This window comes from Pseudomonas sp. CFBP 13711, from assembly GCF_014842265.1.
In the GTDB taxonomy this organism is placed as follows: domain Bacteria; phylum Pseudomonadota; class Gammaproteobacteria; order Pseudomonadales; family Pseudomonadaceae; genus Aquipseudomonas.
In genome coordinates this window covers 1-14,823 of the sequence record NZ_JACYVI010000010.1, presented here as the reverse complement: position 1 = coordinate 14,823, position 14,823 = coordinate 1, and the positions used below count along the sequence as shown (strand labels likewise).

Annotated in this window: 12 protein-coding genes, 1 pseudogene and 1 riboswitch; of the genes and pseudogenes, 7 read left to right on the top strand and 6 right to left on the bottom strand. The window is 62.5% G+C overall.

Annotated features, from left to right (window positions below):
* Positions 1-52: 52 nt before the first annotated feature.
* Positions 53-454 (bottom strand): hypothetical protein, encoded by a 402-nt coding sequence (locus IFT47_RS18520; protein ID WP_192173667.1) that lies wholly within the window; start codon positions 452-454, stop codon positions 53-55.
* A gap of 301 nt (positions 455-755) precedes the next feature.
* On the opposite strand from IFT47_RS18520, the gene IFT47_RS18515 reads away from it, so the two are divergent.
* From IFT47_RS18515 to IFT47_RS18505, 3 genes are all read left to right on the top strand, one after another.
* A complete protein-coding gene (locus tag IFT47_RS18515) occupies positions 756-1,766 on the top strand; it encodes a zinc-binding alcohol dehydrogenase family protein (protein WP_192173668.1) in 1,011 nt (336 codons plus the stop codon).
* An 11-nt stretch (positions 1,767-1,777) separates the two neighbouring features.
* A complete protein-coding gene (locus tag IFT47_RS18510; RefSeq protein WP_192173669.1) occupies positions 1,778-2,908 on the top strand; it encodes a mannitol dehydrogenase family protein in 1,131 nt (376 codons plus the stop codon).
* Between the two features lie 246 nt (positions 2,909-3,154).
* Positions 3,155-3,862: a FadR/GntR family transcriptional regulator gene (locus IFT47_RS18505; RefSeq protein WP_192173670.1), complete on the top strand. Its 708-nt coding sequence runs from the start codon at positions 3,155-3,157 to the stop codon at positions 3,860-3,862.
* Between the two features lie 43 nt (positions 3,863-3,905).
* Here IFT47_RS18505 and uxuA read toward each other — a convergent pair whose 3' ends face one another.
* Positions 3,906-4,949, bottom strand: a complete 1,044-nt coding sequence (gene uxuA / locus IFT47_RS18500) for a mannonate dehydratase (protein ID WP_192173671.1) — start codon at positions 4,947-4,949, stop codon at positions 3,906-3,908.
* A 338-nt stretch (positions 4,950-5,287) separates the two neighbouring features.
* Between uxuA and IFT47_RS18495 the strand changes: the two genes are divergently transcribed.
* Positions 5,288-6,577, top strand: coding sequence for an MFS transporter (locus IFT47_RS18495; protein WP_192173672.1), 1,290 nt, complete (start codon positions 5,288-5,290; stop codon positions 6,575-6,577).
* Positions 6,578-6,783: 206 nt separating this feature from the next.
* Here the strand turns inward: IFT47_RS18495 and IFT47_RS18490 are convergent, their stop codons facing one another.
* Entirely contained in the window at positions 6,784-7,683 is a 900-nt protein-coding gene (locus IFT47_RS18490; RefSeq protein WP_192173673.1) for a LysR substrate-binding domain-containing protein, read from the bottom strand.
* Positions 7,684-7,921: 238 nt separating this feature from the next.
* On the opposite strand from IFT47_RS18490, the gene IFT47_RS18485 reads away from it, so the two are divergent.
* Positions 7,922-9,208 (top strand): MFS transporter, encoded by a 1,287-nt coding sequence (locus tag IFT47_RS18485; protein WP_197984002.1) that lies wholly within the window; start codon positions 7,922-7,924, stop codon positions 9,206-9,208.
* A 31-nt stretch (positions 9,209-9,239) separates the two neighbouring features.
* Positions 9,240-10,514 carry a glucarate dehydratase family protein gene (locus IFT47_RS18480; protein ID WP_192173674.1) on the top strand — a complete coding sequence of 425 codons (1,275 nt, stop codon included), beginning with the start codon at positions 9,240-9,242 and terminating at the stop codon, positions 10,512-10,514.
* A 500-nt stretch (positions 10,515-11,014) separates the two neighbouring features.
* Here the strand turns inward: IFT47_RS18480 and IFT47_RS18475 are convergent.
* The 3 genes and pseudogenes from IFT47_RS18475 to IFT47_RS18465 form a co-directional block, all read right to left on the bottom strand.
* Positions 11,015-11,797, bottom strand: a pseudogene (locus IFT47_RS18475) (ABC transporter ATP-binding protein); the annotation flags it as partial.
* On the bottom strand, positions 11,794-12,801 hold the full coding sequence (locus tag IFT47_RS18470; protein ID WP_192173676.1) for a FecCD family ABC transporter permease: 1,008 nt from the start codon (positions 12,799-12,801) through the stop codon (positions 11,794-11,796). The pseudogene IFT47_RS18475 and the gene IFT47_RS18470, both read right to left, overlap by 4 nt.
* A 35-nt stretch (positions 12,802-12,836) precedes the next feature.
* The gene (locus IFT47_RS18465; protein WP_192173677.1) at positions 12,837-13,838 is read right to left on the bottom strand and encodes an ABC transporter substrate-binding protein; all 1,002 of its coding nucleotides are present in this window, start codon (positions 13,836-13,838) and stop codon (positions 12,837-12,839) included.
* Between the two features lie 143 nt (positions 13,839-13,981).
* A riboswitch (cobalamin riboswitch) is annotated at positions 13,982-14,177 on the bottom strand.
* Between the two features lie 371 nt (positions 14,178-14,548).
* On the opposite strand from IFT47_RS18465, the gene IFT47_RS18460 reads away from it, so the two are divergent.
* Positions 14,549-14,823: IS110 family transposase (locus tag IFT47_RS18460; RefSeq protein WP_192176536.1), on the top strand; the 275-nt coding region annotated here is incomplete at its 3' end.

Below are 14,823 nucleotides of genomic sequence, written 5' to 3'. Positions count from 1 at the left end.
CGGTTGGGATGCTGGTTTTCCAGTGACAGACCCTGCGGGCCAGTCACCGCGTTCAGGCATCCCGCAACAAGTCGTGGGCGTTGAGCAGGCGCCAGGCGATTTCGGGGTTCTTTTCGAGGCCCCGGCGAATTGCCGCAGGGATCGCGGCGCGGGTCTTGCGGCACATGCCGGGCAATTCGGCAATGTCGATGACCATGCCGCGCATGCTGCGCACTTCATTGAAGCCGGGAGCGATATCCAGGCGGATGCCGAGCTGGTCAAACATCCGCTGTTGCAGGCGCTGCAGATCTTCCAGCGTGGCGATATTCTCCAGACGCTCAAGAAGACGTTTTTCTTCCTGCCGGGTCAGGCGAAGGATGCGCACGTCAGCACCCTCCAGCTCCAACAGTCGGTCGCGGTCGCATTGACAGGCGCCGGGCGGGCAGGGCGAGCGGATCGGCAATGGGGAATTCATGGGCTCCGATCATAACCATGGGTGGAGGGGATTTATAGCTGTGGCACGGGCAATCGCGCCGAAAACTTGAAGGGCTAATTTGGTAAGACCAATAGCTTAATTATCTAATTGGTCTTGCCAATGGTCGGGCGGCTGTGTAGTTTTTTCCTGCAGCGCCGCACTTGTCATCGCCCAAGCCACTGCAACTGCGGTCCGCGCTTCCGGAATTCATCAGCCACCTCACAACAACAAGATCACTGCCCGGTAACCTGCGGCTCTGGCCGTTTCAGCGACGCCGGCGTCCCTTGTCTGGAGAGAGAAGATGCTCACCGTCGTCTGCGAAAAACCCGGTTCCCTGCTGGCCCTCGACCGTCCGAAACCCGAACGCGCACCCGGCGAGACGCTGGTTCGCATCAAGCGGGTCGGGGTTTGCGGTACTGATTTGCACATCTTCAACGGCAACCAGCCGTTCCTTGAATACCCCCGGGTCATGGGCCACGAGTTCTCCGGCATCGTCGAGCAAAGCGAGGCGGGCAGTGGCCTTGAGCCCGGCGACGTGGTCTATGTGATGCCGTACCTGTCCTGTGGCGACTGCATCGCCTGTCGCCAGGGCAAGACCAATTGCTGCGTGCGCATTCAAGTGCTGGGCGTCCACCGCGATGGCGCGTTCACCGAATACCTGAGCCTGCCCCATGGCTTCGTGCTCAAGGCCGACGGTGTCACGCTGGATCAGGCGGCCATGATCGAGTTTCTGTCCATTGGCGCCCACGCGGTGCGTCGTTCGGACGTGCAATCCGGCCAGCGAGCGCTGGTGGTCGGCACTGGCCCGATCGGCATGGCGGTGGCGATTTTCTCCCGCCTGCGTGGGGCGAAAGTCACTGTGCTCGACACCCGCGAGGACCGCCTGACGTTCTGCAAGCAGCATCTGCAGATCGACTCGGCCGTGCTGATCGGCGCAGACGACAAGGAGCAACTGGAGCAATTGACCCAGGGCGAGTTTTTCGATGTGGTGTACGACGCCACCGGCAACGCCAAGGCCATGGAGCGCGGTTTCGAGTTCATTGCCCACGGCGGCAAGTACGTGCTGGTGTCCATCGTTCGCGACACCATCAGCTTCTCCGACCCTGAATTTCACAAGCGCGAAGCGACCCTGATGGGCAGTCGCAACGCTACCGTCGAAGACTTCCGCTACGTCGAGCAGTGCCTGCGCGACGGCCTGATCCCCGACGCAGCGCTCAACACTCACCGCATGGCCCTGAGCGAAGTGACCGAACGCTTCACCACGCTGCTCGACCCTGCCCAGCGGGTCGTCAAAGCCATTGTCGAATGCTAGGAGGCGCGGGCATGCACGCGACCCCGTTCACCCCCATTCTGCAGTTCGGCACCAGCCGTTTTCTTCAGGCCCATGCTGACCTGTTCATTTCCCAGGCCCTGGAGAAGGGCGAAGCGCTGGGCAGAATCACCGTCGTGCAAACCACCGGCAGCGCCGACAGCGCCCAGCGAGTTGCGGCGTTGGCCGGTGGCACGGGGTATCCGGTGCGCATTCAGGGCGCGGAAAGCGGTCGCACGGTGGATGAGGAGTATTGGTCCACATCGATTGCCGGCGCGCTGCAAGCCGGTCCCGACTGGACGTTGATTCGTCAGGCGATACGGCACGACGTGCAGGTGGTGATCTCCAACACGGGCGACAAAGGCTACGTGCTGGACGCGGCGGACACGGCGTCTTGCCTGGCCGCCGAGGCGCCGACGCCCCAGAGTTTTCCGGCGAAACTGCTGGTGTTGCTCCATGACCGCTGGCAGGCGAACCCTGATGCGCCGCTCTCTCTGTTCCCCTGTGAACTGGTGTCGCGCAACGGCGACGTGCTGCGCGATCTGATCATTGCGCTGGCGGCGGAGTGGGGCATCGATAGCGGGTTTGCCCACTATCTGCGCGACACCTGTCGCTGGGCGAATTCGTTAGTTGATCGCATCGTCTCGCAGCCCATTCAGCCGGTGGGTGCCATTGCCGAGCCGTACGCGATCTGGGCGATTGAGCGTCAGCCGGGGCTGGTGCTGCCGTGTACGCACCCTTGCGTAGTAGTGACGGATCAACTGGAGCAGTACGAGCAGTTCAAATTGTTCATGCTCAACCTCGGGCACACCTGGCTGGCCGAGCGGTGGTTGAAGGATGGCAGGCCGTCCGACGAAATCGTGTTTCAGGCGATGAACGACCCGCTGCTGCGCGAGAGCCTGGAGGATCTGTGGGAGCGGGAGGTGCTGCCGGTGTTTGCCGCGAAGGGCCAAGGGGATCAGGCGCGGGATTATCTGGCGAGTGTCCGTGACCGCTTTCTCAACCCGTTCTTGCAGCACCGCATTGCCGACATCGCGCAGAACCACGAAGAGAAGAAACGCCGCCGGTTCTTGCCGGTGGTGGAGATGGGGCGGGGGATCGCCGGGTTGGAGCAGCCGAAGCTCAAGGGGGCGTTGGCGGATTGATTCCCGGCTAAAGCCGGTCCTACTAAATGGGATGCATCCATTGATGATCGTCCCCACGCTCCGCGTGGGAATGCCGCCCGGGACGCTCCGCGTCCCCTCGTGTGACGCAGAGCGTCAGGGGATGTGTTCCCACGCGGAGCGTGGGGAACAATCATAAATTAAGGTTGTTCACCGCCCGCAAGGCCACCTGACAAGGCGCCCCAACGCCTGTGATATCCTCCGGCGCATCTTGATGGAACGTGATTGATGACCGCGCCAAGCCCAGCCCCCGAACGCCGCCTTTACCAGATCACCGCCGACCGATTGCGCGAGCACATTCGCAAGCATGGCATCGCCCCCGGCGCGCGGCTGCCGCCTGAACGTGATCTGGCGCAGTTGCTCGGGGTCTCTCGGCCGTCCTTGCGCGAAGCCCTGATTGCCCTGGAAATCGAAGGCAGCGTCGAGATTCGCATGGGTTCCGGCATCTACGTCTGTGAGCACCTGCTGGGCGTCAAAGGCAAAACCCGCACCCTGGGCGAGAGCCCGTCAGAGCTGATGCAGGCCCGGGCGTTGATCGAAGGCGAGAGCGTGATGCTGGCCTGTCTGCACGGCAGCAAAGCTGATTTCCGCTACCTGCAGGGGTGCATCGACAAGATGCGCGAGGGTGCGCTCAAAGGCGTGCCGGCTCTGGACGACGACCGCAAATTCCATCAGCGCCTGGCGAAAATGAGCGGCAACTCGACCCTGGTGCGCATCATCACGTCCCTGTTCGAAGAGCGGTACAGCCCGCTTACCGCCCACGTCAGCGAACACTCCGAAACCCGCGAAACCTGGGCCATGGCGGTGGCCGAGCACGAAGCCATCCTGCACGCCGTGCAGACCCGCGACCTGATCGGCGCCCAGACCGCCATGCGCGAACACCTGCGCCGGTCCGAAGCGCGCTGGCTGGACGGGATGGACGCGGAGTTGCGTTAACAGTCGCCCGCCGCAAGGCGGTGCTGTTCAAAGGTCCTCAGCCTCACGCCATGGTCTTGCGAATCCCTTCCCACAAGCCATTCAGGTACACCGCGCCCAGCGCCCGGTCGTACAGGCCGTAGCCCGGTTTGCCGGTTTCACCCCAGATCATGCGGCCGTGGTCGGGGCGGTAATAACCCTCAAAGCCGGTCTCGACGTAGGCCTTGACGATCTCCGCCATGTCCAGCGAGCCGTCTTCCGAGCGGTGGGCGGTCTCGTAGAAATCACCGGCTTCGTTGACCTTCACATTGCGCAGATGGGCGAAGTGAATGCGTCCCTGACCGCCGAATTCCCGGACCAGCGACGGGATGTCGTTACCCAGATCGGCGCCGAGGGAGCCTGAACACAGCGTCAGGCCATTGGCCGGGTCATCGACCATCGCCAGAATGTGCGCCAGGTCCTCGCGGTTCTTCACCACCCGTGGCATGCCGAACATCGAGCGCGGCGGGTCGTCCGGGTGCAGGGCCATCTTGATGCCCGCATCTTTCGCCACCGGAATGATTCGCTCCAGAAAATACGCCAGTCGCTCGCGCAAAGTGGCCTCGTCGACCTGAGCGTATTCGTTGATCAGCGCGCGCAGGACTTCCGGCTCGTAGCTGACGTCCCAGCCGGGCAGGCTGATGCCGTTGTCGAGATTCGCCTGCTCGATTACCGCCACGTCGAACGCCAGGGTGGTCGAACCGTCCGGCAGCTCCATGGCCAGGGTCGAGCGGGTCCAGTCGAACACCGGCATGAAGTTGTAGCAGACCACCTTGATTCCGCAGGCGGCCAGGTTGCGCAGGGTCTGGCCGTAGTTGTCGATCAACTGATCGCGGGAAGGCAGGCCGCGCTTGATGTCTTCGTGGACCGGCACGCTCTCGATGACCTCCAGCTCAAGGCCGTGGGCATTCACCGTGGCTTTCAGGGCGGCGATTTTCTCCAGTGGCCAGACCTCGCCCACCGGGATGTCGTAGATGGCGGAGACCACGCCGGTCATGCCGGGGATCTGACGAATATAGGGCAGGGTGACGGGATCGCTGTCGCCGTACCAACGGAAGGTCATTTTCATTGCGCAGTCCTTGTTGTTATGGGGAGCGGGCCGCTCAAGACCGCCTGTGCTTCATTGAAGCCGGCCGGAGCGTGGCGTGCGCAGCAGCATAGATTGGTCAGGCCAAATTATGCAAATCCCGACCGTCGAGCCATAAATCGGCAAATAAATCGCCTTTTCGATTTCCATAACCCGGATTGCGGGTCTAGTATCGGCTGCATTCGGATATTTGGTCAGGCCAATTCTGCGGTTCCCGAAGGATGCTTTATCCCTCGGTAAACAGCGTGTGAATCAGGGCCCGGACGCTATACGAAGCTCTAACGACGTCTTACTCATAAAAATAATTAGGAGGACTCGCCATGCAGAAAGGGCGCTGGTTGGTAATTTTTCTGTGCTTCCTCGCGGTGGCCATCAACTACATCGACAGGGCTAACCTCGCGGTTGCCGCCCCCTATATCCAGAAAGAACTCGGTTTGGGCTCAGGGCAAATGGGCCTGCTGCTCAGCGGTTTCTTCTGGACCTACGCACTCATGCAAATGCCGTTTGGCTGGTTCGTCGACAAGGTCGGCGCGCGCATCGCGCTGCCCCTCGCAGTGGCCTGGTGGTCGCTGTTCACGGCGGCCACGGCGGCGGCCGGCAGCCTGGCGGCGATGTTCGGTTGCCGCCTGATGCTCGGCGTGGGGGAGGCGGGGGCGTATCCGTCCTGCGCGAAAATCGTCAGCCAGTGGTTCGACGTCAAGGAGCGCGGCTTTGCCACCAGCATTTTCGACAGCGGCTCGCGGGTCGGCTCGGCGTTGTCCATTCCCCTGGTGGCGCTGATCATCGAGCTGTGGGGCTGGCGCGCGTCGTTCATCATCACCGGCGCAGTGGGTTTGATCTGGGTCGTGGGCTGGTTCCTGGTCTACAAAGAGCCTCAGGCGGTTGCGGCCATCGAGCAGCATGAGGCGGGCAAGGCGGCGACCCACGCCGCACGGCCGAAAGTGAAATGGGCGTCGCTGTTTCGTCACCGCACCCTGTGGGGGATGATGCTGGGCTTCTTCTGCCTGAACTTCGTGATCTATTTCTTCATCACCTGGTTCCCCACCTACCTGGTCACCGAACGCGGTTTCTCGCTGAAATCCCTCGGAACGCTCGGCACCATTCCGGCGATCGCGTCCATCGTCGGCGGCTGGATCGGCGGACTCACCTCCGACGCGCTGTACCGTCGTGGCTGGAGCCTGACCGCTGCGCGCAAGACCTGCATCGTCGGCGGCATGCTGATGTCGTCGAGCATTTCCCTGTCGGTGTTCGTCGATGGCACCTACGCGATGCTCGGCTTTTTCAGCCTGGCGTACGCCAGCCTGGCGTTTGCCGGCGCGAGCATCTGGTGCCTGCCTGCTGACGTTGCGCCGACCCCGGCCCATGTGGCGTCGATTGGCGGCATTCAGAACTTCGCGTCGAACACCGCCGGCATCTTCATCACCACCTTCACCGGCTTCATGCTGGTGATCGGCAACGGCTCGTTCACCGCGCCGCTGCTCACCGCCGGGGCGTTTGCGCTGTTAGGGGCGTTCAGCTATCTGTTCATTGTCGGCAAGATCGAGCCGTTCTCCACGACGCCGGAGGATGCCGCGCCGCTGGATGCATCGGCAGTCGCCCAGCGCACCTGAGTGTTGAAATGGATGCGGGCCTCACTTCTGTGGTGTACCCACTGACGCTTTCCCGGCTAAAGCCGGTCCCAGAAGTCGTCGTTCCAGCCAGTCCCATTGAATGCACGCGGATGGTTTAGTGGGACTGGCTTTAGCCGGGAAGAGGCCAGTGCAGGCACCGCCACCTTTGCGGTGTAACCACCGACGCGTTCCCGGCCGCATCCGCTTCACACCCCTTCGGCTTTCACCGCCGCGCGAATCGCCTCCAGCAGCATCTGGCACGCCGGGTTGTCGTTGTCCGAGCGCCAGACCAGGTGCAGCTCGCTCTGCACCCCCTCGCCGAGATCGATGTCGCGGAACGTCACACCCTTGAACACCACATTGGCGGCGCAGCGGGGCACCAGCGCCAGGCCCATGCCGGCATTCACCAGCGCCAGAATCGTCAGCGACGAACCCAGCCACTGCACGTACTCCGGCGCCACTTGCGCCGAGCGAAACATGCCGGTGAGCAGTTCGTTGAACGGTGGGTAAGCCGAGTGGGAGTACATCAGGAAGGGCTGGGCGTCGAGGTCCTGCACGCCGATGTTCCGGGTGTTGGCCAGCGGATGACTGCTGGGCACCGCCAGCACAAATGGCTCGCGGACCAGGCATTCGGTTTCATAACCGGGTTGCAGCAGCGGCGCGCGCACGATGCCCAGATCGATGCGCCGGGCGCGCAGGGCTTCATGTTGCTGATAGGTATTGAGTTCGGTCAGGGAGATTTTCACGTGGGGCTGGTTCTGCCGCGCTTCGGCGATCACCCGTGGCAGAAACTCGTACACCGCGCTGCCGACGAAGCTGATGGTCACCGAGCCGATGTCGCCCTCGGCAAAGCGCCGCGCGGCGATGGCCGCCTGATGCGCACGTTCCAGCAGCGTCTGGGCTTCGATGAAAAACGCCCGGCCCGCCGCGGTCAAGGCGACGCTGCGGGTGTTGCGGTTGAACAGCTGAACCCCCAGGGAATGCTCAAGCAGCTGGATCTGCCGGCTCAGCGGTGGCTGGGTCATGTTCAGCCGTTCGGCAGCCCGGCGGAAGTTGAGTTCGGTGGCGACGGTGGTGAAGCAGCGTAGCTGGGCAAGCTCGAACATTGATCTCTTCCGGGTATCAATCAACAGTCAATCTAGATTAGACGGGAACAATGCGGCGGTCCATGATCGGCCCATCACCTGCATTCCCCACGCTCATCCCAAAAAAAATACAAAGACCGGGAGTCGCACCTTGAACCGCACCGTTCCCACGCCTGAACCCATCAGCAGCGCCGATCCCACTGTTCTGGCCCGCGCGGCTGCGAAAGTGAAGCGTCATGTGTTGCCGTTGTTCGTGATCATGTTCATCGTCAACTACATCGACCGGGTCAACATCGGCTTCGTCCGCAGCCACATGGAAACCGACCTGGGCATCGGCGCCGCTGCCTACGGGCTCGGCGCCGGGCTGTTTTTCGTCGGCTACGCGCTGTTCGAAGTCCCGTCGAACATGCTTCTGCAACGCTTCGGCGCCCGCGCCTGGCTGACGCGCATCATGTTCACCTGGGGCGCAGCGGCGATGGCCATGGCCTTCGTGCGCGGCGAAACCAGTTTCTATGTGCTGCGCTTCATCCTCGGCGCGGCGGAAGCGGGGTTCTTCCCCGGCATTATTTATTACTTCACCCAGTGGCTGCCTTCCAGCGAACGCGGCAAGGCCATGGCCATCTTCCTCAGCGGCTCGGCTATTGCGTCGGTGATTTCCGGGCCGGTGTCCGGGGCGTTGCTCGGCGTCAGCGGCATGAACCTGCACGGCTGGCAGTGGATGTTCATCATCGAAGGCTTCGCCTCCATCGCCCTGTGCGGTTTTGTCTGGTTCTGGCTGCAGTCCCATCCCCGGGATGCCAAATGGTTGAGCGAAGAAGAGAAGGGCGCGCTGATCAGTGCCATCGACGCCGAACAGCGCGCCCGTGAAGCGGCGCAAGTGATCAAGCCGTCGATCTTCAAGCTGCTCGCCGACCGGCAGATCATGCTGTTTTGCTTCATCTACTTTTCCGTGGCCCTGACCATCTACGGCGCGACCTTCTGGCTGCCGAGCATGATCAAGAAGATGGGCAGCCTCAGCGATTTCGAAGTCGGCCTGTTCAACTCGATTCCGTGGATCATCTCGATCATCGCCATGTACGGCTTCGCCGCGCTGGCGGCTCGCTTCAAGCATCAACAGGCGTGGGTTGCGGTCACCCTGGTGATTGCCGCGTGCGGGATGTTCATGTCCACCGTCGGCGGGCCGATCTTCGCCTTCGTCGCCATCTGCTTCGCGGCCATCGGTTTCAAAGCGGCGTCCGCGCTGTTCTGGCCGATTCCCCAAGGCTATCTGGACGCGCGCATCGCAGCGGCGGTGATCGCGCTGATCAACTCGATCGGCAACCTCGGCGGCTTCGTGGCGCCCACCGCGTTCGGCTTTCTGGAGCAGAAAACCGGCTCCATTCAAGGCGGCATGTACGGCCTGGCACTCACCTCATTGGTGGCGGCCGTGGTGATCTTTTTCGCCCGTACCACACCGAAAGGCGACCCACACCGCCCAAAGCTTGAGGACGCTGCGCCACTGCGAGCAGCCGCGTCGCTCAGCTCATCGTCAAGCGTCAAACCCTAGCCTCACACCCTGATTGACCGGGAGAAGTCATTTGAAAATCACACGCGTCACCGTCACACCGATTGCCTTCCGCGATCCGCCGTTGCTCAACGCCAGCGGCATCCACGAGCCGTTTGCCCTGCGCTCGATCATTGAAGTCGAAACCGACAACGGCTACCTCGGCCTGGGAGAAAGCTACGGCGATGCCCCGGCCCTGGCGATTCAGCAGCAGTTGCAGAGCCAGTTGATCGGCATGGACCCGTTCAACCTCAACCACTTGCGGGCGGTGGTCAAAGCCACGGTGGCGGCGAACAAACCCACTTCGGTAGCGGGTGCCGAACTGGCGCCGGGTTCCCATGCCAGCAAAGCGGTGAGCAATGCCTATTCGGCATTTGAAGTGGCGTTTCTGGATGTGCAGGCACGTTCCATGAACCTGCCATTGGTTGACCTGCTGGGCGGTGCCGTTCGCGACCGCGTGCCGTTCAGTGCGTACCTGTTCTTCAAATACGCCCAACACGCCGATTCGCCCTACGCGCCCGACAGCTGGGGAGAAGCGCTGAGCGAAGAGCAGATCGTCGCCCAGGCGCGGCGGATGATCGAAGCGTACGGTTTCAAAAGCATCAAACTCAAAGCCGGCGCCCTGGACCCCGAGCACGAAGTGTCGTGCATCAAAGCGCTGAAAAAGGCCTTCCCGGGCTATCCGCTGCGTATCGACCCGAACGGCAACTGGTCGCTGGAAACCTCTATCCGCATGGCCGAACTGCTCGGCGATGACCTGCAATACTACGAAGACCCGACGCCGGGGCTGGAAGGCATGGCCGAACTGCACACACGCACCGGCCTGCCGCTGGCGACCAACATGGTCGTCACCGACTTCGACGAATTCCGCCGCAGCGTCGCGCTGAACAGCGTGCAGATCGTCCTCGCCGACCACCATTACTGGGGCGGCCTGCGCGAAACCCAGGCGCTGGCAAAAATGTGCGACACCTTCGGCCTCGGCGTCTCCATGCACTCCAACTCCCACCTGGGCATCAGCCTCATGGCCATGACCCACGTCGCCGCCGCCGTCCCCAACCTCGACTTCGCCTGCGACACCCACTACCCGTGGCAAGAACCGGACGAAGAAGTCATCAAAGGCGGCAAACTCCCCATCATCGACGGCTGCGTCCACCTCACCCGCGAACCTGGGTTGGGGCTTGAACTGGACTATGACCAGTTGGGCAAACTCAATGACCAATTCCTGACGTGCGGGATTCGCCAGCGGGATGATGTGCGGCAAATGCAGAAATACAAACCGGAGTGGAAGGCGGTGAAGCCGAGGTATTGAGGTTGGGGGTTATTACTTCTGCAGGATGATCGGTGTTTGGGATATCGCATTCGCGAGCAAGCTCGCTCCCACAAACACCATTCAGGCCGAAGATCCTTCAGCGCCTGAACTGGCCTCTTCCCGGCTAAAGCCAGTCCTACGAGACCGCGTCAAGCCAGTGAGGGACGCGTGACCTCACTGTAGGACCGGCTTCAGCCGGGAAGCCTTTGATCTGCTCTTGATCTTCATACCCAAAAGGCTCAAACACCGCCAAACGCGACTTGGGTGCAGGCTGAACGCAGGTCTCGCGCAGTGGGCCGAGCCGCATGGATGCGGCGAGAGCGCCGTCAGGGCATGGATGCCCGTTCGGCGCGGGCCCACGGAGCGAGACCGGAGTGAAGGAACCCTGACGAAGGAAGGGCCCAACCAGGAGCAGGCACCCTTGGTTACTTGGGGTGCTTTTCCAAGCAACTCGCCGAAGGCGAAACATTCTGCCCCCAGGCAGACGCTCTTGATCCTGGCGCCCTCAGCCTCAACACCTTAGCCCCGTCAAACGGATCAACCAACCAATGCCCCCGCACCCCAAAAACCTCACCCAATAGCTCCGGCGACAACACATCAAAGGGCGAACCCAACGCCACCAACCGCCCGCCGTCCATCACCGCCAGACGATCACACCCCAGCGCCTGATTCAAATCATGCAACGCCACCACCGTCGTCACCGGCAAATCCTGCACCAACCGCAAAATCGACAACTGCTGCTGAATATCCAGATGATTCGTCGGCTCATCCAGCAACAACACCTGCGGGCGCTGCGCCAAAGCCCGCGCAATATGCCCCCGCTGCTGCTCCCCACCCGACAACGTATGCCACGCCCGATGCCCCAAGTGCTGCAAACTCACATCCGCCAGCGCCTGCGCCACAATCCGGTCATCGTCCGCGCCCCACGGCGCCAGCGCCGACAGCCACGGCGTACGGCCCAACTCAACCGCCTGCAACAGACTGATCGAATCACCCGTCTGCGCGTGCTGCTCCACCACCGCCACCTGCCGCGCAATGTCCCGCCGACTCAGCGACGACAATCGCTGCCCGCCCAGGCGAACATCGCCCTGAGACGGCGACTGAATCCCCGCCAGCAACTTCAGCAGCGTCGACTTCCCCGAGCCATTGGGCCCGACAATCCCCAGGTTCTCCCCCGGCCGAATCGCCAGGCTCACCCCACTGAGCAGCGACGCGCCCTTGACCGAATAACTCAGGTCACTCCCTTCCAGCATGGTGCCGGGCACCTCCTGACGGGCGTTCATCGAGGACGATTCCCGCGGACCAGAATCATGGCAAAAACCGGCGCGCCCACCAGCGCCGTGATGACCCCGATCGGCAACACCTGACCCTTGATCAAGGTGCGCGACAGCACATCGGCGGCAATCATGAACAGCGCGCCAATCAGGGCGCTCAAGGGCAACAACCGGGCATGACGCACCCCGGCCATCAGGCGCACCGCGTGGGGAATCACCAGCCCGACGAAGCCGATGGAGCCGACGATCGACACCATCACCGCCGTCATCAGCGCGGCGGTGAGAATCAGCACGGCCTGCACCCGGCGTACCGGAATGCCCAGGGACGCCGCTGAATCGCTGCCAAAGGTGAACGCATCCAGCGCGCGCCGATGCCACAGGCACACCAGCAAGCCGAGCACCACGACCGGCACCGACAGCGCCACCGACGACCAGCGCACGCCGCTGAGATTGCCCAGCAACCAGAACATGATCCCGCGGGCCTGCTCGGCATTGGCCGACTTGGTGATCAGGAAGGAGGTCAGGGCATTGAAGAGCTGGGACCCGGCAATGCCCGCCAGGATGATCTGGCCGGCAGCGGTCTGGCCCCGAGAGGAGCGGGCGAGCAGGGCGACCAGCGCGAAGGCAGCAATCGCCCCGGCAAACGCGCCGGTGGACAGGGAGATCGTCCCGGCACCGATGCCGATGATCGCCACCAGCACCGCGCCGGTCGAAGCCCCGGCGGAAATGCCCAGCAAGTAGGGATCGGCCAGCGGGTTGCGCAGCAGCGATTGCAAGACCACGCCCGACACGGCGAGCCCTGCGCCGCAGGTGGCGGCCACGATGGCCCGGGTCAGGCGGTAATTCCAGACGATGCCCTCATCGATGGGGTCGAGGGGATAGCCTGTGGCCCACAGCTTGTTCGCCAGCACCTGAACGATCACCGGCAGGCTGATCGACGTCTCGCCGATCGCCACGCCCGCCAGCACCGCCAACGCCAGCAACGCGGTCGCCCAGGCGCCGTGGCCGAACATTCGGACGATGCTTGAGCGAGGAGTACGGAGCGAGGTCATTGGGGGTGAATGGCCTGGGCCAGTTGCTCGATGCCGTCGAACAGCCTGACGCTGGACTCCATGGCGCTGGCGTCCATGATCACGATGCGATTGTTTTTCACCGCATCCATATTCCGTGTGACCGGGTCCGAGCGGAGGAAGGCCAGCTTCTTCTCGTGATCGTCCGCCGGGAAGCGGCGGCGGTCCATGCGCGCGATGACCAGCACGGTCGGGTTGGCCTTGGCGATGGTTTCCCAGCCCACGGTCGGCCATTCCTCGTCAGAGTCGATGACGTTACGCATGCCGAGGGTGTCGAGCATGAAGTTGGGAATGCCCTTGCGTCCGGCCACGTACGGATCGACGTTGATGTCCGGGCTGGAAAACCAGAAGACCGCCGAGACGGGCGGGTTGGCATGGGCGTTCGCCTGCGCCACAGCCCGAGCCATTCGCGCCTGGTAATCCGCGATCAACTGCTCGCCACGGTCCTGCACGTCGAAAATCTGCGCCAGCTGCCGCAGGCTTTTGTACAGCGTGTCGATGCGGAAGGCTTCGAGGCGCGTGCCGTCGGCGCCGACCCGGTTGTTCTTGCCCTCGCAATCGGACGGCAGGATGTAGGTGGGGATGCCCAGGTCGCGGAACTGCTCGCGGGTGCCAACGGCGCCCTGTGGCCCGACCATCCACTCAAACTGCACCGGGACGAAATCCGGGCGTTTGCCGATCACCGATTCAAAACTCGGCGCGTTGTCGGCCAGACGCTCGATGCCGTCGTTGAGGGTTTGGTACTGCGGTAGAACGGGATTGAACCACAGCGACGTACCCACGACGTTCGGGCCCAGGCCGAGCGCATACAGCATCTCGGTGGCGGCCTGGCCAATGGTCACGGTTTTCTGCGGGACGTGGGTGAAGGTCAGCGCTTGGCCGCAGTTGTCCACGGTCAAGGGGTAAATCGTCGACGCTGCGAGGGCGGCAGTGGGCAAGGTCAGGGTGACGAGCAGGGCGGCGAGGCGGCGCAGCGGCATGAACAGCGATCTCCAGATAGCCTGAATGCTTGGCGAAGCAGGCGCTGGAAAGTCCATCCCGACAGACGCCCCGGAAAAAAGGGCGAGCTCATGGTGCGCGCACGGCACGCGAACGGGAGTCCTTCCCCGGACACCCCGCCGGTGAATGAATATGCTGGCCGGCAGGTCTCCTGACTGGCGCTTCATCGCCGTGCTTCGGCCTTCCCGGGGTGACCCAGTGGCAAACAGGAAGCAGGGCTCAGCGCCTACAGTTGCGGGGACAGTTCCCTTTCAGCGCGCAGCACGCGCCTGGGGATTCCCTATTAATTCCGAGCGGAAACCGGCGGCGGGGATACTAAACGATTCGGTGGGGAGAGGCGAATGCAGCGACAGTGTGCCGGAGATGTATTGACACCTCGCAGTAACTGGACGGACGCAACACCTGTGGGAGTGAGCTTGCTCACGAAGAGGCCAGCACATCCGCTAAATCTTCTGCGGCTGGAATGCAGTCTTCGCGAGCGAGCTCGCTTGTATGGTTAGACTTGAAGGGGTGGTGGGACGAACAGTTCGCATCTGACTGCTGTAACAGTACAGACCGTGGGAGACCTCGCCCCACCCCTTCCACCAAAAGCGCCGATAAAGAATGCTTCGTTCAAGCGACGATAGAAACAAGCCTGCGCCTCTGGGTGAAACCCCTCCAAGCCGTAAAACCTTAACGTGGAGAAGTGTCCATGGCAATGCACGTTTCGAAGTCAATCGTGGGCATGGATGTCGCCAAAGTTGAACTCGTTATTTACGAGCCAGATCAGGATTTGCTCACCTCGATAACCAACGACAAGCCCGCCATAAAGCGCTGGCTTAAAACGTTGCCGAGGCCCACCGCGATTGCAGTTGAAGCAACAAATGTTTATCACATCGACCTGGTCGAGCTGGCTTATGAGGCGGGTCTCGACGTTTACATCATTGATGGCTATCAGCTGAGTAATTACCGTAAAAGTGTTGGCGT